General features: G+C 41.3%; 17 protein-coding genes. 11 read left to right on the top strand and 6 right to left on the bottom strand.

The genetic code is table 11. The annotated features are described in order from the left end of the window. Positions 1-152: 152 nt before the first annotated feature. From QJ048_RS08290 to QJ048_RS08265, 6 genes are all read left to right on the top strand, one after another. Complete coding sequence (locus tag QJ048_RS08290) at positions 153-1190, top strand: LLM class flavin-dependent oxidoreductase (protein ID WP_282333869.1); 1038 nt, start codon at positions 153-155, stop codon at positions 1188-1190. A 217-nt stretch (positions 1191-1407) separates the two neighbouring features. Further along, positions 1408-2229, top strand: coding sequence for a CHAD domain-containing protein (locus tag QJ048_RS08285; protein WP_282333868.1), 822 nt, complete (start codon positions 1408-1410; stop codon positions 2227-2229). 351 nt (positions 2230-2580) lie between these two features. Beyond that, a complete protein-coding gene (locus QJ048_RS08280) occupies positions 2581-4182 on the top strand; it encodes a tetratricopeptide repeat protein (protein ID WP_282333867.1) in 1602 nt (533 codons plus the stop codon). Between the two features lie 537 nt (positions 4183-4719). Next, a complete protein-coding gene (locus QJ048_RS08275; RefSeq protein WP_282333866.1) occupies positions 4720-7464 on the top strand; it encodes a TonB-dependent receptor in 2745 nt (914 codons plus the stop codon). Positions 7465-7499: 35 nt separating this feature from the next. Then, positions 7500-8813, top strand: coding sequence for a hypothetical protein (locus tag QJ048_RS08270; protein WP_282333865.1), 1314 nt, complete (start codon positions 7500-7502; stop codon positions 8811-8813). A 14-nt stretch (positions 8814-8827) separates the two neighbouring features. Then, on the top strand, positions 8828-9913 hold the full coding sequence (locus QJ048_RS08265) for a phytase (RefSeq protein WP_282333864.1): 1086 nt from the start codon (positions 8828-8830) through the stop codon (positions 9911-9913). 375 nt (positions 9914-10288) lie between these two features. Here QJ048_RS08265 and rpiA read toward each other — a convergent pair whose 3' ends face one another. Further along, a complete protein-coding gene (rpiA, locus tag QJ048_RS08260) occupies positions 10289-10966 on the bottom strand; it encodes a ribose-5-phosphate isomerase RpiA (protein WP_282333863.1) in 678 nt (225 codons plus the stop codon). Positions 10967-11086: 120 nt separating this feature from the next. Further along, positions 11087-11833: an SGNH/GDSL hydrolase family protein gene (locus QJ048_RS08255; protein ID WP_282333862.1), complete on the bottom strand. Its 747-nt coding sequence runs from the start codon at positions 11831-11833 to the stop codon at positions 11087-11089. A gap of 74 nt (positions 11834-11907) precedes the next feature. Between QJ048_RS08255 and QJ048_RS08250 the strand changes: the two genes are divergently transcribed. Beyond that, the gene (locus QJ048_RS08250) at positions 11908-12378 is read left to right on the top strand and encodes a DinB family protein (RefSeq protein WP_282333861.1); all 471 of its coding nucleotides are present in this window, start codon (positions 11908-11910) and stop codon (positions 12376-12378) included. Positions 12379-12386: 8 nt separating this feature from the next. Here the strand turns inward: QJ048_RS08250 and QJ048_RS08245 are convergent, their stop codons facing one another. Further along, entirely contained in the window at positions 12387-13058 is a 672-nt protein-coding gene (locus tag QJ048_RS08245) for a VOC family protein (RefSeq protein ID WP_282333860.1), read from the bottom strand. A 122-nt stretch (positions 13059-13180) separates the two neighbouring features. Here QJ048_RS08245 and QJ048_RS08240 point away from each other — a divergent pair, with 122 nt between their 5' ends. The 3 genes from QJ048_RS08240 to QJ048_RS08230 all read left to right on the top strand — a co-directional run bounded on the left by QJ048_RS08240 (position 13181) and on the right by QJ048_RS08230 (position 14737). Then, positions 13181-13666, top strand: coding sequence for a GNAT family N-acetyltransferase (locus QJ048_RS08240; RefSeq protein ID WP_282333859.1), 486 nt, complete (start codon positions 13181-13183; stop codon positions 13664-13666). A gap of 63 nt (positions 13667-13729) precedes the next feature. Further along, positions 13730-14188, top strand: coding sequence for an SgcJ/EcaC family oxidoreductase (locus QJ048_RS08235; protein ID WP_282333858.1), 459 nt, complete (start codon positions 13730-13732; stop codon positions 14186-14188). 225 nt (positions 14189-14413) lie between these two features. Further along, positions 14414-14737, top strand: a complete 324-nt coding sequence (locus tag QJ048_RS08230) for a LytR/AlgR family response regulator transcription factor (RefSeq protein WP_282333857.1) — start codon at positions 14414-14416, stop codon at positions 14735-14737. 160 nt (positions 14738-14897) lie between these two features. Here the strand turns inward: QJ048_RS08230 and QJ048_RS08225 are convergent, their stop codons facing one another. From QJ048_RS08225 to QJ048_RS08215, 3 genes are all read right to left on the bottom strand, one after another. Next, positions 14898-16148, bottom strand: coding sequence for a sensor histidine kinase (locus QJ048_RS08225; RefSeq protein ID WP_282333856.1), 1251 nt, complete (start codon positions 16146-16148; stop codon positions 14898-14900). Between the two features lie 8 nt (positions 16149-16156). After that, a complete protein-coding gene (locus tag QJ048_RS08220; RefSeq protein ID WP_282333855.1) occupies positions 16157-16837 on the bottom strand; it encodes a response regulator transcription factor in 681 nt (226 codons plus the stop codon). Between the two features lie 180 nt (positions 16838-17017). Continuing rightward, complete coding sequence (locus QJ048_RS08215) at positions 17018-17761, bottom strand: ThuA domain-containing protein (RefSeq protein ID WP_282333854.1); 744 nt, start codon at positions 17759-17761, stop codon at positions 17018-17020. A gap of 308 nt (positions 17762-18069) precedes the next feature. Here QJ048_RS08215 and QJ048_RS08210 point away from each other — a divergent pair, with 308 nt between their 5' ends. Further along, positions 18070-19392: a Gfo/Idh/MocA family protein gene (locus tag QJ048_RS08210; protein WP_282333853.1), complete on the top strand. Its 1323-nt coding sequence runs from the start codon at positions 18070-18072 to the stop codon at positions 19390-19392. Positions 19393-19629: the final 237 nt, after the last annotated feature.

The following is a 19629-nucleotide window of genomic DNA, read 5'->3' as shown; positions in this document are numbered from 1 at the left end:
AAAAGTGTGCGACGCAACGATGTGAAATTTTTATTCAACCGCTTGGCTCCAAAATGTGATAGGAACTGTAGATTGTAATTCTATTCAACAATTGTTTTAAGTTTGATGAACGTAACATGATTCAACTTTACTAACAGATAAAACGATACACAATGGAACTTGGCCTTTGCACATTTGTAGAGAACACACCCGATCTGGCGACAGGAAAAATCAGAGAACCATATCAGCGAATGAAGGATTTGATGGAAGAAGTGGAATTGGCTGAGCAAGTTGGTCTTGATGTATTTGCGATAGGAGAGCATCATCGTCCGGATTTTTTGGTGTCGTCTCCGGCAACTGTTTTGGCCGCTGCAGCAGCGAGAACAGAAAGGATAAAACTCTCTAGTGCAGTGACAGTATTGAGTTCAGATGATCCAGTCCGCGTGTTCCAGGAATTTGCAACAGTTGATCTGTTGTCAAAAGGCAGAGCTGAAATCATGGCCGGTCGCGGATCGTTTATTGAATCGTTTCCTTTGTTTGGCTATGATCTGGAAGACTATGATGAGTTGTTTACAGAAAAGCTTGAATTGCTTTTAGAAATAAACAAGAATGAAAAGGTTTCGTGGAAAGGCAAGCACCGTGCGGCAATCAGCAATCTTGGTGTGTATCCAAGACCCTATCATGAGCAACTTCCCATTTGGATAGCAGTAGGTGGAACTCCTGCGTCTGTGGTAAGAGCAGGTACGCTCGGATTACCTTTGGCAGTGGCGATTATTGGCGGCGCACCACATCATTTTGGGCCGCTGGTTGACCTGTACAGAAAGACCGGCGCAAAGGCAAACCAAGATCCGGCGAAACTGAAAGTTTGCATCAATCAGCATGGTTATGTTGCGGAAACTTCTCAGCAGGCAGCCGATGAGTTTTATCCTTCTTACGCTTATGTGATGTCGAAAATTGGCCGGGAGCGTGGCTGGCAGGGGATGACGAGGGAACAATATGACTATATGCGCTCGCCGGAAGGAGCGCTGGTGTTGGGAAGCCCGCAACAGGTGGTTGATAAAATTCTGTACGAACACGAAATTTTTAAAATGGATCGCTTCCTCATACAAATGACCGTTGGCACCATGCCGCATGCGCAAGTGATGAAGTCGATAGAATTGTTTGGAACGGTGGTTGCTCCGGTGGTAAAGAAGGCGCTGGGAGAAGGTTAACCGCAAAGGGCCTAAGGTTGCGCAAAGAAAGCGAAGGCATAGGTAAGAGTTAATAGAAGGCTTGTATACAGTATAACAAGAATAAGTTTTCTTCAGTAACTTTAAAGTAGCAGATTTTAAACTTATTTTCTTTGTGCAGCCTTTGCGTTCTTTGCGGTTAAAAGGTTGTTGAACAGAAACCGGCTTTCGTTTGTAATATCATTAGCACAGTCCCTGGATGAAAAAGAAAACTATAGAAGAATCAATTGAGAAACGATGTGAGAAGATCAACAAGCTGCAAGGTAAACTTGCGGACAAGTTTGATATGGAGGATATTCACCAGTTAAGATTGCAGGTGAAAAAGATAAGGGCCACATTCAGGCTGCTTAATGAAAATGATCACCAGGAAAAAATAAGGTTGCCGCGCCGTTTAAAGGATCTCTACCTTAGCGTGGGCATGATTCGCAATATTCAATTGCTGCGTGACAAGATATCCAAGGAGGCGTCTAATCCTAACGATGCCATTGTACTGGCAACTTTAACTCAACTGAATTTTGATGAAGATGGCTGGAAGGAAAAAGCAAATAAATATTCAAAGGGCAAAAAGGTCATTAAAAAGGAAAAAATTCTAAAGCGCATCGACACCGCAGTGGATGAAAAGACGGTGAAAAAATTTGCACGAAAAAAATTATCGGAAATGCAGGCACAGGGCAGCATAGATTTTTCTGATAATGCACTGCACAACGTAAGAAAAATTCTGAAAGACTTTACCTATACATGGCCGCATATTGAAAAATACGCGACCTCTGCAATGCCTATTGCACTTCGTACACAAGACAAAGTCAAATCGCTTACGGAAATGATCGGCGACTTTCAGGACACAAGGGTGTTCCTGGATATACTGCATGTAGGTACCCGCATAGAACAGCCAACACAGAATGGCTCCGCTGCCATGGAAAATTTCAAATACAATCTTTTTCAGCAGAAGAGGAAGATGAAAAAGCAGATTCAAAATAGGCTGAATCATATCAACCTGCAAGCGGCCACGAGGAGCAATTAAGAATTAAGAATTCAATGTCGTTTAGTTAAGCAACTTTTCAATTACTTGGTTGCTATGTTCAGGAAAGAAAGACTGCTTGTCATCCCGACGAAGGAGGGATCTGCGTGATTGTTTACGCATAGTGTTCGTTAGTGCCAGGCCCAGATCCCTCCTTCGTCGGGATGACAAGCGAGGTGCTTCTATTTTTTTAAACACCTTAATTAAACGACATTGATTCCTAATTCTTAATTGGTAGGCCGCGACTTTACAATTACTTAACATTGAACCCTTTTCTTTGCGGCTGGAACAGAAAACTGTATGAAAAGGGCTCGCAACAGACATCATTTAATTTTACTGCATTGTTGTTTTTTTATGCTGATTATGTTCAGCGTAAGTCATGGTTTTGCGCAACTTGAGTATGATGGTGAGTTGAACAAAGCCTACATACATGAAAGCGGTCGCCCGGATACAATGTTTCTTTTTCTTCGCAATTCTTACAACCAGGCGATGGAAAAGAAAGACAGAACAGCGGCGGCTATTGCCTTGCAAAAAATGGGACAGATTTGCTACCACCTTGGCCACTACTCTCAATCGCTTGATCTTCACTTACAGGCAGCAGAATTTTTTAAAAATGAAGACGACAAAAAGTTGTACGCGTCTAACTTAAATGATATAGGTACGCTATATTATTATAACAAGCAAATGGATGATGCCCGCAAGCAATTTGATCTTGCGCTGGAGATGCTGAAAAAATACCCATCAGATCCGGGATTGGCGATCACTAACGGCAACATTGGCCATTTGTATGAAAAGCGACAGATGTACGACAGTGCCTTTTATTTCCAGCGCCTGGCGTTGAATCATTACACCAATGCAATGGATAAAACAGGCATTGCAGGTATTTATGAAAACATGGGTAGCATCTTCGAAGATCTTGAACAGTACGATTCTTCGGGCTATTACTATAGCAAAGCATTGGAGATTTATCAAAAGGTAAATGACCAGGTAAGTTCCATAGAAATATTCAACAACCTCGGCGATATTTTGAGAAAGACGGGAAGATACCAGGCTTCGCTTGTGCAGACAAGAAAAGCGATAGAATATGCCCTTCACCTGCAGGAAGGATATCAGTTAAGTGCAGCGTATCGCGACATGGCGAAAGCGTGGCATTTGTTGGGCCGCGACGACAGCGCTTATATTTATCACGAGCTTAGTAGAAAGTCATTGCTGGATATTTACTCAAAAGAAAATAACAAGCAGGTTGCATTTTTACAGGTGCTAAATGAAGTCGGCAAAAAAAATGCGGAAATAGAGAAACTACGCATTGAACACCGCAACACTGTAATATTAACGATCTGCGCTGTTGTAGTGGTTGTGTTGCTTGTATTGCTAAGTATCCTGATCATCAGTCGCCAGCGATTGAAGATCAAGAATGAAATCTTGTTGCGTCATCAACATCAGGAAGTGTTTAAGACTCGCAGTGAGTTAATGGAAGTTGATCTGCAAAACAAACAACTGCAGGAAGATGTACTGCGGCAAAGCCTGGAGATGAAAGCAAAGGAATTGACTGCGCACACTTTGCATATTATTCAGAAAAATCAATTGCTGGAAGAACTACATGACTCACTGGAAAAAATGGTGAAGGATGATAAGCGTGACCAGAAAAAGCAGTTGCAGCAATTGATACAACGCATTGATATGAATTTTAACCAGGATCAGCACTGGGATGAATTCCGAAATATTTTCGAGCAGGTACATGAAAGTTTCTTCGAAAGAGTAAGGCGCATTTGCCATGATCTTACTGCAAATGATTTGCGTCTGCTCGCTCTGCTAAAAATGAATATTGATTCTTCAGACATTGCCACACTTCTGGGCATTTCTTCCGACAGTCTACGGGTAACTCGCTATCGCCTTCGCAAAAAACTCAATTTGGAGAAAGGCGAAAATTTGAGTGCGTATATACAGGGACTTTAATTAGAAATTAGGAGTTAGGAATTAGGAATTGTGGCTCGCTGTAGAGACGTCGGCACTGTCGCGTCTCCTTTAAACCACAGAGTTAAGGAGAAAGAGCAGAGAACCAAATAGAAACGTACAAAACAAGAGCGGGTAAAGAGGAATGTATCACACAGATTACTCTATATTCTCGAAATTGCTATTTCATGGGTATAATCCTCTTTTCCTCTGTGAAAAAAATCTCCTTAACTCTGTGGTTGGAAAAAACCCTTAGTGCCGTCAGTACGTTCGTGGTAATTCCAAAAAACTCACAGTAAAACTCCAATCTTTTCCGGTTGCAAAAATCAGTTCTGTAACGCTTCAAGTTGAGTTAATAATTACTTAATGGAGTTTTTGTTACAAACAGAACGAATGATTTTCAATGTATTAATATCGTTGTGTTCACATTTGTTGCCCGTCTGTTCACGCTGTTGTATACGTTGTTCACTAATTGTTAATGCCTGTTTTTTCATTTCAGAAGGCGCATTATCCACTTTTGTGCAGCAAACAAAAAGCACTATGCGCAGAATTTTTTTCTTACTATTTCTAACTGCCTTTTCACTAATCTCTTTTGCCGGAGTAATTAAGGGGCGGATCGTTTCCCACGAAACCGGAGAAGTTTTAACCGGGGCGGTCGTTCAAATTGAAGCAACTCATTACACCGGAGTAACAGGTTTAGATGGAAGCTTTACTATAAAAAATGTTCCTGCAGGAAATTACAACCTGAAGTTTTCAATGGTGGGATATCACGGGGCTTCCCAAAAATTGGAAGTGACGAGCGACGGTATCCAATCTCTCAATATTGAACTAAGTGCATCTCACACAGAACTAAGCAGCGTAATTGTGACCGCGGGAAAAGACAAGAATGGTGAAGCCGGAGCCAGAAGTCTTGAGCGTAATGCAAACCAGGTAATGAACATTATGTCTGCCAAAGCAATTGAAGTGTCACCTGATATGACGGTTGCAAATGTGGTGCAACGTATTTCCGGGGTGTCTATCGAGAGAAATAGCAACGGCGACGGACAATATGCGATCCTTCGCGGAATGGACAAACGCTACAACTACACTCTGGTAAACGGAATAAAAATTCCAAGCCCTGATGATAAGTACCGCTATGTGCCGTTGGATATTTTTCCCTCAGACTTATTGGACAGACTGGAAGTCTATAAATCATTAACGCCTTCTATGGAAGGAGATGCAGTAGGTGGTGTTGTAAACATGGTAATGAAAGAAGCGCCTTCGCGTCGTTTGTTTACAGTAAACCTTGCGACAAGTTATAGTGAGCTTTTTATGAATCGTGATTTCATGAGTTATGATGCAAAAGGTATCAATGGCAAATCGCCTTACGAAATTCACGGTGAAGGCTACAATGCCACGCCGCAGGATTTTTCAAAAGCTTCCAGCACTTATTCATGGAAAAAACCAATGCCGGAACTTATCGGTGGTCTTACTTACGGCAATCGCTTCCTGGATAACAAATTGGGCGTGATCGTTTCGGGAAGTTTGCAAAACACTTACAGAGGCAGTAACAGTTTATTCTACGATGGCGAAGTAGTGGATACCACAAGTGGTGTAAGGCTGACCTCAATGCAGAACAGGCAATACTCCGAACAACAGTTGCGCTATGGCGTGCATGCAAAGGCAGATTATCATCTGGATGATAGAAACAGTCTTAGCTTGTACAGTGGCTACATGAATCTCACAAACACGCAAACCCGGGATGCGATTCAAACACAATTGACTATTGGTGGCTATGATCCTGTAGCGGGTAATGCGACACTTTCTTACTCCACAAGAACAAGAAAAACCACGCAGCATATCTGGAGCAATACTTTGCATGGTGATCATAAATTGTCTGACAAATGGCGGATCGATTGGTCCGCAAACTATGCAAAAGCAAGCAGCGAACGTCCGGATAACACTACCATTTCACTTGACGGCGTAGAGCAGAATTTTGTGAAGACCCGTACCTATGTAAACAAATCTTCTCGTCGCTGGGAGCATAATGATGACCAGGATCTTTCAGGATATTTAAATCTTAGCTGGCTGCAAAATATCGGACAGACAAAGGTAGAGTGGAAGTTTGGAGGATTGTACAGAGACAAGAAAAGAGACAATTTTTACAACAACTATCAATTGCTACCTGCTAATCCGTATTACACTTACGGAAAAGACTTTACCGACTATAATCAGATACAGTGGAACGTGCAAAACCCACAAGGCAGTGTGGCTTCAGGACAAACATACAATGCGAGTGAAAAGATCGCAGCAGGTTATGTTCAGTTCAAAGCTTACCTGCACAAACTTGAAATACTGGGCGGTGTGCGTGTAGAAAATACCAATCAGGGTTATGTAATGAAATACCCGATTGGCGAAGACAATCCCGTAGGCAATCAAAAGTATACGGATGTGTTGCCAAGCATCAACCTTAAATACACGCCGTGGGATAAAACAAATATTCGCTTATCATATTACAGAGCCGTTAACCGTCCGGGTTTTTCTGAGATCAATCCTGCACCTCTTGTACAGGAAGAGTATACAGAAAAAGGAGATCCCAACCTTAAGCATGCTGTTGCTGATAACATAGATCTGCGCTATGAGTATTTTCCAAAGCCTGCAGAACAATTCATGGCCGGCATTTTTTACAAACGCATTCAAAATCCTATTGAGTACACGCTACAAGCAATTGGACATGCCACTTACTACATGCCCGGCAATTTTGGAACTGCGACAAATTATGGTGCAGAGTTGGACTGGATAAAATACTTCAGCAAATGGGGAGTGAAAATGAATTACACCTACACCAATTCATCTATTACAACACCGAAAATGAAACGCGTTCGCGATGATTCTCACAATGGAGATTTGTACACAACGAGTGTAAACGTAAAGAGATCATTGTACGGACAGTCTGCACACATCGCCAATATTTCCTTATTGTTCAAAGATGTGCACCATGGCTGGGACGCGCAATTGGCCGCGGGTTACACAGGTCCGAGAATCGTAACAGTGGGTCAGTTTGTGGGAACCGATCAGTGGCAGCAAGGCTTTGTACAAATGGATGTGTCGGCGGAAAAATCATTCAAGCATCTCACTGTTTTTGCAAAAGCAAACAATCTTTTAAATACACCAACAACGGTTTTCATCAAAGGCTCAAATGCTAACAATGCAGGTGTTCCAAGCCAGGACCTGGATGGTGAAACACTTATACGTCGCGACTATTATCAACGCTCTTATGTGTTGGGCGTGCGATATAAATTTTAAAAAAATCAAAATTCTTTTAATTAAAAAAGCAAATCATGAAATCGAACAAGAGTGTAATCTCTATTCAAAAAGATTTTTCGAAAATGTTGAAACCTGTTTCGGTAGCGGTTTTAGCAAGTGCAATGTTTTTCACAAGTTGCAGCAAAGATGACAATGGTGGAGGCTCAAACAATCCTCCAAAACTAGACAGTACTTCTGTTTCAGGAGTTGTTTCAGGTACGTGGAAAAAAAATAGCGTAGTGATCGTTAAAGGACACCTTGAAATTTCCGCGGGTACATCATTAACAATCGAAGAAGGTGTACAAGTGTTGATGAGTGACTCAACAGTAAAACCAGAGTTTATCATCAAAGGCGCGTTGTATAGCCTTGGTACAGCAACAAACCCTGTTAAGATCAGCGTTCCGGACGCATGGAAAACATCAACAAACCAATGGGGCGCACTTTGGGGTGGTTTAACAGCAGGTCCTACAGCAACTGAAATTGTTTTGAACTATACAGATCTGTCTTACGGTGGTGCCATCACTACTGAATCTTCACCTTCAGTGAAAGGTGGTTTGTACAAAGCAACAGCGGGCGAGCACGTACCGGCTTTGTATTTCAACAACGTAAATGGCAAAGTAATTGTAATGAACTCTTCTATTCACAACTTTAACGAAGATGTGTTCTATCTTGAAGGTGGCAGTGTGATCGTTTCAAATAACAAATTCTACACAACAGGCATTACAGGCGGAGAAGCTGTTAACCTGAAATCCGGCGTGGTTGCAGATGTTGCTTACAATATAATTTACAGCCCTAACACAAATGGTATGAAGTTGTCAAACACCGGTGACCGTACTCCACAATTGTACATCATTGGTTATAACAACACAATAGTGAATGCAGGTTGGAGAAGACCTACAACAAAAGGTGGTTCTATCTGGCTGGAAAAATCTGCACACGCAGATCTTTACAACAACTTGCTGGTAAATGACAGATACGGTATTAAAAGAGATAAGGCAAATCCTGAAGACAACCGTTCTAAATTCTACAGTACTTACTATTATAGCTTTACGCAAAGCGGTGCTGATCAGTTCCAGCCTAATACAGAAATCATCGCAGGTATAAATGATGTCATCAGCGCAAAAGCAGGTGATAACGATCCTAAATTTGTAAACTATCCACTAAGCACCGATAGCACCAACGCTACTTTCAACAGTTCATGGGATTTCCATCTGCAGGCAACTTCAACTGCTCTTGGAAAAGGTAAAACTGACTTCACAAGAAACTTTGCTAATGGTCTTACGGCAGGCGGCGTTACATATAAATCTCCAGATCCTGCAACATATATCGGCGCATTTGGAACTAAATAAATTGATTGATTGAGATGAGTAAAATGAAGAGCATTATTACTGTAGCCGCACTGGTTGCGGTTGCAGGTTGCCAGGCTCAGCCCAAAGCGCCGGCACAAAAAACGGAAACGGAAACACAGGCAAAGCCTTTATTTGTAACGGAAGCGGTAACATATGATACGGACGATCCTGCAGTGTGGATCAATCCCGCTGATCCTGCGAAGAGCCTGATCATTGGAACTGACAAAGACAAAGACGGCGCCTTGTATGTCTTCGATCTGCAGGGAAAAATTCAGCACGATAAGGTGGTGAAGAATTTACAACGCCCCAACAATGTTGATGTTGAATACGGTTTGATATTAAACGGAAAGCCTGTTGATATAGCTGTTACGACAGAAAGGATGACGCACAAGCTTCGCGTGTTTTCTTTGCCCGATATGAAACCAATTGACAATGGCGGTTTGGAAATGTTTGTCGGCGATACTGAAGCTGAATACCGCGACCTCATGGGTATTGGTATGTACCACGACAAACAAGGAAAAATATATGCTTTCGTTGGCCGCAAAAATGGTCCGGCAGAAGGTTACATTGGCCAGTATTTATTGGAAGATGATAGCAAGGGAAATGTAAAAGCAACACTTGTTCGCAAGTTTGGAAGCTTCAGTAAGAAAAAGGAAATTGAATCCATCATGGTAGATGATGCCTTAGGTTATGTTTATTATTCCGACGAAGGTGTTGGCGTAAAACAATATTATGCCGATGCAGTAAAAGGGAACAAACAACTTTCCATCTTCGGAACAGAAGGCTTCAAAGAAGACCATGAAGGTATTTCCATTTACCAGCTTACAGATTCTACAGGTTATATTTTAGTTTCCGATCAGGGTGCAAACCGTTTCCAGATTTTCAGTAGGGAAGGGGATGCCAGCAATCCTTTCAATCATAAATTATTGAAAGTTGTAAACGTTGCCGCCACGCAAAGCGATGGATCAGAAACAATTTCCACTCCTCTCGGGCCCAATTTCCCCAAAGGCTTATTTGTTGTAATGAGCAACGACAGAACGTTTCATTTGTATAAGTGGGAGGAGATTGCGGGGAACGACTTGCAGTCAATTAGGAATTAGAAGTTAGAAATTAGGAATTAGAAATGTCCGATAGTGTAAAGGCTTCGATTGACTCAAGCAGAGTTTATCGAAGCCTTTCGTTTGTTTGAATATATTCTTTGCACTCGGGAAAGCCAATGATTGCTGGTACCGATGCACCTAGACAATTCTTAATTCTTAATTCAATGTCGTTTAGTTAGGCAACTTTTCAATTACTTGGTTGCTATGTCCAGCAAAGAAAGACTGCTTGTCATCCCGACGAAGGAGGGATCTGCGTGATTGTTTACGCATAGTGTTCGGTAGTGTTAGGCCCAGATCCCTCGTTCCTCGGGATGACAAGCGAGATGCTTTTGCTTTTTCAAACCCCTTAACTAAACGACATTGAATTCTTAATTCTTAATTAAAAACTTGAACGCTATCTCCAACTCCCATAATAACCCTCGCCGCGAGGCCAATGAACAATCCATGTGCTACCAGACCTTCAATTTGATTGAGTTTTTCCGCCAATACACGAGGATTGTCTATTAAGCCGAAATCAGAATCTATAATGTAGTTCTGCTGATCGGTAAGGAAAGGTTTGTTATTATTCATGCGCAGTTTGCCTTTGCCTTGCAGTGAAACAATCTGATGCTGTACGTAGTTTAAGGCAAACGGAATGACTTCTATTGGCAATGTGAATTTGCCCAGCTTATCAACCTTCTTGCTGGCATCGGCAATAATGATTTCTTCTTTAGTAAGTGAGGCGACGATCTTTTCTCTCAGCAGTGCGCCACCGCCACCTTTGATCAACATTTTCTCTTTTGTAAATTCATCTGCGCCGTCGATGGTCACGTCAATGTGATTGACGGTGTTAATATCAATCAGTGGAATGTTATAAGATGTCGCAAGCTCAGCAGTTTTGGTTGATGTGGGAATGCATTGAATTTTCAAGCCATCCTTCACCATTTTGCCAAGCTCAATTATTACATACTTTGCTGTAGAACCCGTGCCCAATCCAACAATCTGACTTTGCTTAACAGATTTCACAGCTTCCTTTGCGGCTAGTTCTTTTTCTAATTCTTTTTGATCAGACATTTTGGGAGATTGAATAGGGAAGTTAGTTTATTTCTTTTAATTGCTTTAGCGCCGTGGGCGATGTACAGTGTGCGAGATTCAATTGAATGGTGCATCCGGATGGCTATCGTACATCACACCTCACTTCAAAACATCATTCATAACAGGAAACAAAATTTCCACCCATTTGCCATATAATTTTCCCGAAGGGTGAAGGCCATCATTCGCAATTAAGGAAGGGTCGTTTAAGGCGAGTCTTGTGGATGGTGTGATGTCCAGGTAGTTCACGCCGCTCCTTAACGAAATTTCTTTATTAATGCTGTTGAATTGATCGATCTGTGTACGTATGCGTGTTGTGTCGCCGGTGTGCGACGCAAAAGGAGTAACACTGTAGTCTGGAATAGACAATACAAAAACATGTTGCGCATCGCTTGTAAATGAAATGCTTGTTGACAATAACTGTGTAAATCTTTTGCGATAACCATCGGCATCAAGTCCCTGGTATTGATCGTTCACGCCGATCAATAATGTAACGACAGAATATTTTGCAGAGAGTTGTTGTGTGCCAATTGCAGCAGCCAGGTCGATGGTGGTCCAGCCCGTAGTTGCTACGTATTTAATGGCATCAAAATATTTGCCTGTTTGCTCAAGTCGCTTCACCGTTTGTGCAGGAAATCTTTCCTGCTCGGTTACAGATTGACCTATAGTGTAAGAATCTCCGAGCGCCAGAAAACTATATCGGGAGTGGTTTGTTGTATCAGTCGTGCCAGTCGGCGGATTGTTTAGCGGAACATGTACAGTACCGCTTTTTGTGCAGGCAAATGGTACCGGCACAAGCAACAAAGTTGCTAGTAATTTGATCGTCAATAGGAAATGAAGCTTTTTCATACAACGATTTACGAGAATTACAGAGCCGTAGATTCGGCTGGCATCTTACAATTGTAATAATTAGATTTGTAATTATGAAATTATACCCCGCTTTGGTCAGCCGGCTGGCAAACCAGCATGAAGCAATTGCTTCAATTGTTGCTTCTGCAAACGAAGCAAAACTGAAAAAAGAAATAAGAGCCGGGAAATGGTCTATTCACGAAAATATCGTTCATCTCGTAAAATATCAGCCTGTTTTCATAGACCGCATTCACATTATGCTTACGCAACCGGAACCAATATTTGAAGCTTATGTGGCAGACAACGATCCGGAATTTGAAGAATGGAAAAAATGGGATAGCGAACGACTGATGAATGCTCTGCAGAAAGACAGGCAGGCGATTCTTCATCTCATTACATCATTACCCGATGAAAAGCTGGCACGGGTGGGTATTCACAAAAAATTCGGGAGGTTAACCATTGTGCAGTGGACGGAGTTTTTTCTGTTGCATGAAGCACATCACATGTTTACCATTTTTCAACTGGCAAATACCATCATTGAATAAAGAATCTTTTAGCAGAGAGCTCCTTCCATATTGATTTCAAATTCTGCGAACTGGCCGTTTTGTTCAAATTCAACCTTAGTGTAAAAAAGATTTGAACAGACGTCTGTTGGGTACCATTTACGATTATTTCCCACAACAATTAACAAACCTTCGTCATTGCCAAGCGGTGCGAAATCTGTTTGCGGTGCTTGTTTTGCAAAATAATCAAGGCCAAAATCTTCTATAATTGTATCGCAAAATGCCTCCACATTTTCCACCACCAATCCGATTTCGCTCACTGATAAAATGGTCTGTCCGCTAAAAGGTTTGTTGGAAGTTGCACGCAAATCATACCGAGCAATGAACTCTATAATGTTTTGATTGTTATCGAGAAAGTAAAAAGCCTTTGCGTTCCAGCTGGTAAAATTTGCGATGGTCGTTTGCGGAGTTATATTGAAAAGTGTAAATTTAGAGGACGCCCAAAGAAATGCCTCTTCAAATTTGTTGCCGGGAATGTTAAAGGCAAAATGATAGACAGGTTTGTCATCAAATGATTTGCGAAAAACGAGTTTAGTGCTACCCGCTGCAAACACAACCTTTTGCTCATTGTTGTAAAGAACAGGAAGACCTATAGTGTTTTTATAAAAATCCAATGTAGAAGCAATGCTTTCGCAATGCAGTTCAAGTGCTGTTATTTTCATACAAATAATATTACAGTACAAAGGTAAAAAGGTTGCGAATGCCTAACTATCACATTTGGCTTGAATTGTTGATTTTGACTGATGGAATGATTGTAGACTTTTTTAAAAGACATAAATAGTATATGATTATCAGGCAATTTGATAAACACGATTTTGCTGCTGTAAAAGAAATCTATCAGCAAGGCATCGATACGAGAGAAGCAACGTTTGAAAACATGGCGCCCAACTGGGAAATCTGGGACGTGAAATTTTCCAAGGATTGTCGCATCGTAGCATTGGAAGATAGCGTTATAGTTGGCTGGGCCGCGCTTTCAGCCGCTTCGTCACGTGCTGTGTACGTAGGTGTGTGCGAGGTAAGTGTGTATGTGCGCGACGATAAGCGTGGTAAAGGAATTGGAAAAAAGCTGTTGCTTGAACTGATAAATTTAAGCGAAGAAAATAACGTGTGGACTTTGCAGGCGAGTATCTTTCCGGAAAATATTGCCAGCCGGAAACTGCATGCCTACGCAGGTTTCAGAGAAGTGGGGTACAGGGAAAAAATTGGCAAAATGGATGACCTTTGGAGAAATACAATTTTGATGGAGCGAAGAAGCAAAATGATAATGTAGGGAGAAATTAGGAATTAGGAATTAGGAATTAGGAATGCTTTACACCTATAAAAACATATCTCAATGAACGAAGAACTTAAAATGAGAAAACTGTACGAACAGTTGATCGCGTTTTGGAATATGCGGTCCGGAGATAAAATGTCTTCCTTGTTTGCAGATGACGGTAGCATTGTTGGTTTTGATGGTACCCAGGAAAATGGCAGTGAAAACATTAATGCACGTTTAAGCGACATATTCAAAAACTATAAGAGCAACCCGTTTGTGTACCTCATACGCGAGGTGAGATTTTTATCGGATAGTACAGCGCTGCTTCGTGCGGTTGCCGGTATCATGCCTGAATACGGCGCAGAAATGAATCCTGACCTAAACACTATTCAATCCATTGTGACGGTTAAAAAGGGTGATGAATGGAAAATAGCACTGCTGCAAATCACACCCGCTTCCTGGCTCGGCAGGCCCGAAGAAGTGAAGGCGCTTACGAAGGAATTGGAGGATGCGTTTAAGAGTATGCATGGGCTTTAGAGGAATCAGGAATTAGAAAAGGGGAAAGGAAACCAAGTGGAAATAATAATGAATGGCTAATTATAAAGCCTAATTGATAAATAACTAACAACTTATCACTCTCTCTCCAATTAGTCTATAGAAAAAATGGACGGATTTAATGACAGACGGTTAATAGGTGGCGGTGACCGGAAGTCACCTTTATTTACAAAATCCCAAATTCGCATATAGAGAAAATAACCGGTTATGAAGAACTATTTTTTTGTACGCCACAATTCAATGATGCATAAGGTAAACTTCAGTGAAATTGTGTTTATTGAAGGTTGCAGAAACTACGTGAAGATCCACACGCTGGAGAATATGTTTATGTCGCTTGCAAATATGAAAGATCTCGAAGACCTCTTGGCCGGTGATCAGTTTATCCGCATTCACAAGTCCTTTATCGTAAACGTTGACAGAATCAACCTGCTTAGCAAAAATGAGGTCTGTATTAATAAACAACAATGTTTTCCGGTTGGAGAAACTTTTCGTGACAAAGTGAATTCTTTTATAACCAGCAATTTGATTTAATATTTAATGATTTCTTCTCATGGGCTTAATATTGACGTCTCACAGACTCTATAAGTTTGCATTGCCTTAAAATTATGAAGCCCAGCGGAGAGCAGGCAATTTCTGCTTGTTCTTTCGCCTGGCACAACAAAAAACGATTTTTCCTTATCCTTCTTTTTTCCTAGAAATCAATTGAAAATGTGTGTTGATAGTTTTGGTAATGGTAGCTCAGTACAAACCCATTAAGGTCACAGATTTGTTTTGCTATACATAATCCAAGGCCATTGTCGCTTGTAACGGAATTTTTATAAAACCTGGTGAACAGTTGCTTTTCATCAAGCTCAGGAGCGTCGTTTGTGTTTGCAATGATCAGCTTTTTTGCCGTTAAGGTGATTGAGATTTGCCCGTCTTGAATGTTGTGTTTTGTAGCATTACTCAGTAAATTATTCAGCATTATTTCTATCAGCAACGGGTTCATTTGTATCTCACAATCGCTGAGGTCTTTTTTGATCGTTAGATGTTTGCTCTGCCACAATTCAAAAAAATCATCCAGTTTTGTTTTAATCTTTTCTTTCAGGTTTATTATGGCAACATCCTCAAATTGCTTGTTTTCAATCTTTGCTAATAGTAGCAGCGATTGGTTAAGCTTTGCCATTCGTTGAATAGCATCGTAGGCACTTTGTGCCGCTTTACTTTGTGATTCAGAAAGGTTTTCATCCTGAATCAAAATATCCATTTTGGATCTTACGATCGCAAGCGGTGTTTGCAATTCGTGTGAAGCATTTGCTGTAAATTCCTTTAGCAACAAATAATCATTCTCTGCTTTATTGAGCGACTCATCAAGCGTTTTGTTCATGAGATCAAACTCATCAATGTTGGTTTGCGAAAGTTGTATTTTATTTTTATTGCCTAGTTGAAAGTTATTGATAGTTGCAAGCGTCTCGTAAAAAGGTTTCCACAGGTGTTTTAAAACCACGCGATTGATAAGTGCTGTCATCATCAATATTAGCAAAATAGTAACAATAGTGATTACCAGAATGAGACGTATCATATCGCCCATATCTTCCATTGAAATCGCTACTTTGGCCAGGTACCATTGGCCGCTAACCTGCACGGTAAAAGTTATTTGCCTGAAAAGCTCGAGCTTTTTTTCATCTGGCTCCCACAGTCTTATAGAGGTGAATTTATGCTTAGGCATTGGACCGGCAACAGGCGCATAACTAACCTCTTGTTCCTGAACGTGAATTATTTCCGGAAGCTTATTGTATCTGCTGACGAAAGTTTCTATTTCCCTTTGTTCGATCTTGAGGTTGTCGTTTACAAATTCGATCATTACATATCGCAACAGAAAAGCGTATGCAATACTGGCCAGTATAAAGATTGCTACTGTTATGAGCAGATTGATGCGGGAGTATTTTGTAAACAGTTTCATGTTTCCGCCTATTTGGGAATGCCGAATTTATAACCCATTCCATATACCGATTGAATATAGTCCGGGCAATCGGCCTGCAATAATTTTTTACGCAAATTTTTAATGTGCGCATAGATGAAGTCGTAGTTATCCGCGATATCCATATTGTCGCCCCACAGGTGTTCGGCAATTGCGCCTTTGCTGATCACTTTGTTTTTGTTGGCCATAAAATATATCAACAGATCATACTCTTTGCGTGTAAGATCGATGTTTTTATTGTTTACGGAAACCTGCTTGGCATCGAGGTCCACAGAAATTTCATCAAACTCGATGATGTTTTGTCCGGAAAAAGATTTGCGGCGGATAATAGCCTCTACGCGTGCTGCCAGCTCCGGTAAATGAAATGGTTTGCTGAGATAATCGTCTGCGCCCGTTCTTAACCCTTGCACCTTATCGTCGAGCGAGTTTTTTGCAGAAATGATCAACACACCGTCCGTCTTGTTTTGTTTTTTCAGATGCTTTAGAATTTCCAGACCATTTCCATCAGGCAAAGTGATGTCGAGTATAATGCAGGCATAATCATACAGCGATGTTTTTTCCAGCGCAACATCAAATGAAGGTGCCAGTTCGCAAACATAGTTGTCATTGCCCAGGTAAGTGGCAATGCTGTTGGCTAAAGCCTTTTCGTCTTCTATGATCAGGATCTTCATGCAACTAAGATGATTTGAAATTCTGAATTCAATCTGAAAATTTGAAAATTTGAAAATGCTAAAAGTTGATGATTGGTCATTTATAGCTATCGATGCTTAAAGTTGTCAATGATAAATAAGCACCGATGCGCTAAAAGCATTTTCAAATTCCCACATTTTCAAATTTTCAAATTAAAAAGCCTACGGCTTTTTCCCAATTGCATAGTTAATGCCGCCTAGTAGGTGGTTCAGGAACAATGGGTCCGCATAAGACTCATCTGTGTGGCCGAGTTCCGTGTAGAATGCTCTTCCGCCATCGAAATTGTGATACCAGGCCATTGGGTGAAAGTCGCCATTTTCGCCGCCTTTATAGCTGCTTTCGTCAATTGTGATTAAAACATGGTAGGTGCTGTCGACCATAAGGTTTTTGAAATTGTACCATTCGTCCCATCTTTTCCATACGCTGGGCAAATGTTTGGTCGCAATAAAAGTTGTGTCGACCACATGCAAAACTGCTTCCTGTTGTTTCGGGTGACTCTTAAACTGAGCACCAACCAATTTGTTGTACCATGGCCAATCATATTCTGTGTCGCTTGCGGCATGTACACCAACATAACCTCCACCGGATTGAATATATTTTTCAAACGCCGCCTGTCCATTAATATCCAATACATTCATGGTAGTGCTGAGGAAAATAATGGCGTTGTATTTTTTTAGATTTTGAGGAGTAAAATAGGTGCTGTCTGTAGTGCTATCTACAGCAAAGTTGTTTTCTGTTCCCAGCTTTTGTATCGCCTTTATACCTGCTGCAATTGAAGCATGATGGTAACCGGCTGTTTTCGAATATATCAGTACGCTGTATTTCTTTTTCGCAGTAGCATGAGGAGCGGCACAACTTAGCGTGACTGCAAGAACGCAAAGAGCAAACAAAACATTTTTGATCATTATTGGTTGTTTTTGGAAGAATGAATTTAGGGAAAAAAGCTTTTTTAATTGAAAATTGAAAATTGAAAGTTGAAAATGACGCTGAATCGTACATGCTCTCTATTGACTATTGTGAACTGACTTGTGGTATTACTAACGACATTATTGTCTCTTGCAGTGCTGCGATAACGCATCTGAACATTTGTCTTCTGTTCAGCAAAGTTCAATCTTTGCTTAGTGGGATTTTCCCTTCATTTTCAATTTTCAATTCTTATATTTACCTATAGAGTCAAATCATTTTCTACAACCATTGATACAAAATTGCCAATATGAAAAGACGAGCTTTCCTACAATCATCTTCCCTTTATTTAGCAGGAGCGGGACTTGCAGCGGCCTTGCCTATGGAACTTCTTGCAAGAAAAAAAGCTATTTCTCCCAATGCAAAAATCAACGTAGGTGCCATTGGCATTAACGGAATGGGTTGGGCAGATCTGACTGCGCTGTTGAAAATTCCCGAAGTGCAATGTGTTGCATTGTGTGATGTAGATAAAAGTGTGTTGGACAAACGTGCTGCTGAACTCGCACAAAAAGGCATGAAAGTGGCAACCTACAGTGACTACAGAAAATTGCTCGATAACAAAGATGTTGATGTGGTGGTAATAGGCACGCCTGATCACTGGCACTGCCTGGTAATGCATGACGCCTGCGCTGCAGGTAAAGACGTGTATTGCGAAAAGCCTGCGGGAAATTCAATTGTAGAATGCAGTACAATGGTGGGTGCTCAGCAAAAATACAATCGCGTAGTACAGGTAGGGCAGTGGCAAAGAAGCAACAAGCATTACCGCGACGCGATGGATTTTGTACATTCCGGAAAGCTTGGTCAGGTCAGGCTTGTAAAGGCCTGGGCATATCAGGGATGGATGAAATCAATACCAATGCAGCCCGACGGTCCGGTGCCGGCAGGTGTTGATTACGATATGTGGCTCGGCCCTGCGGTAAAACGGCAATTCAATCCCAATCGCTTTCATTTTAATTTTCGTTGGTACTGGGATTATGCCGGTGGCCTTATGACTGACTGGGGCGTACATATGATCGATTATGCTTTGCTGGGTATGAAAGCAAACACACCAAAGAGCATCGTCGCAAGCGGCGGAAAATTTGCGTATCCTGATGATGCTGAAGAAACACCTGACACGCTGCAAACTGTGTACGAATTCAACGGATTCAATATGCTCTGGGAACATGCAACGGGCATAAACGACGGGCCTTATAGCCGAGACCACGGTGTGGCTTTTATTGGAAATAATGGCACGCTTGTAGTAGATAGAGGTGGATGGGAAGTGATTCCGGAGAAGATAAACGGTAAAGAAAAAATGGATGCAGTGACAAGGCAAAAACGTGAAGATGATGGATTGACACTGCATGCGCAAAACTTTATTGACGTTGTGAAAAGCAGAAAAATGGAGGACCTGCATTGTCCGATACAAGATGGAGCGCATGTTGCCACTGTTTGTCAGATGGGAAACATATCGTTCCGCACTGGAAAGAAAATTTACTGGGATGATGTGAAGCGTGATTTCAATGATGATAAAGCGGCGAATAAATTGTTGTCTGCCGAGTATCATAATGGGTATAAACTTCCTAAGGTTTAATTAATAATTAATAATTAATAGGGCGGCATTCAATTAACAATTAGGAATTCAATGTAGTTTAGTGAGGTGTTTGAAAAAACAAAAGCATCTTGCTTGTCATCCCCGAGGAACGAGGGATCTGTGCCTAACACTAACGAACATCATGCGTAAACAATCACGCAGATCCCTCCTTCGTCGGGATGACAAGCAGTCTTTTTTTCCTGGACATAGCAACCAAGTAATTGAAAAGTTGCTTAA

Source organism: Pinibacter soli, from assembly GCF_029961145.1.
Taxonomy (GTDB): Bacteria; Bacteroidota; Bacteroidia; order Chitinophagales; family Chitinophagaceae; genus Pinibacter; species Pinibacter soli.
The sequence above is the reverse complement of the archived record's forward strand: the minus strand, read 5'-3'. Positions and strand labels throughout refer to the sequence as shown.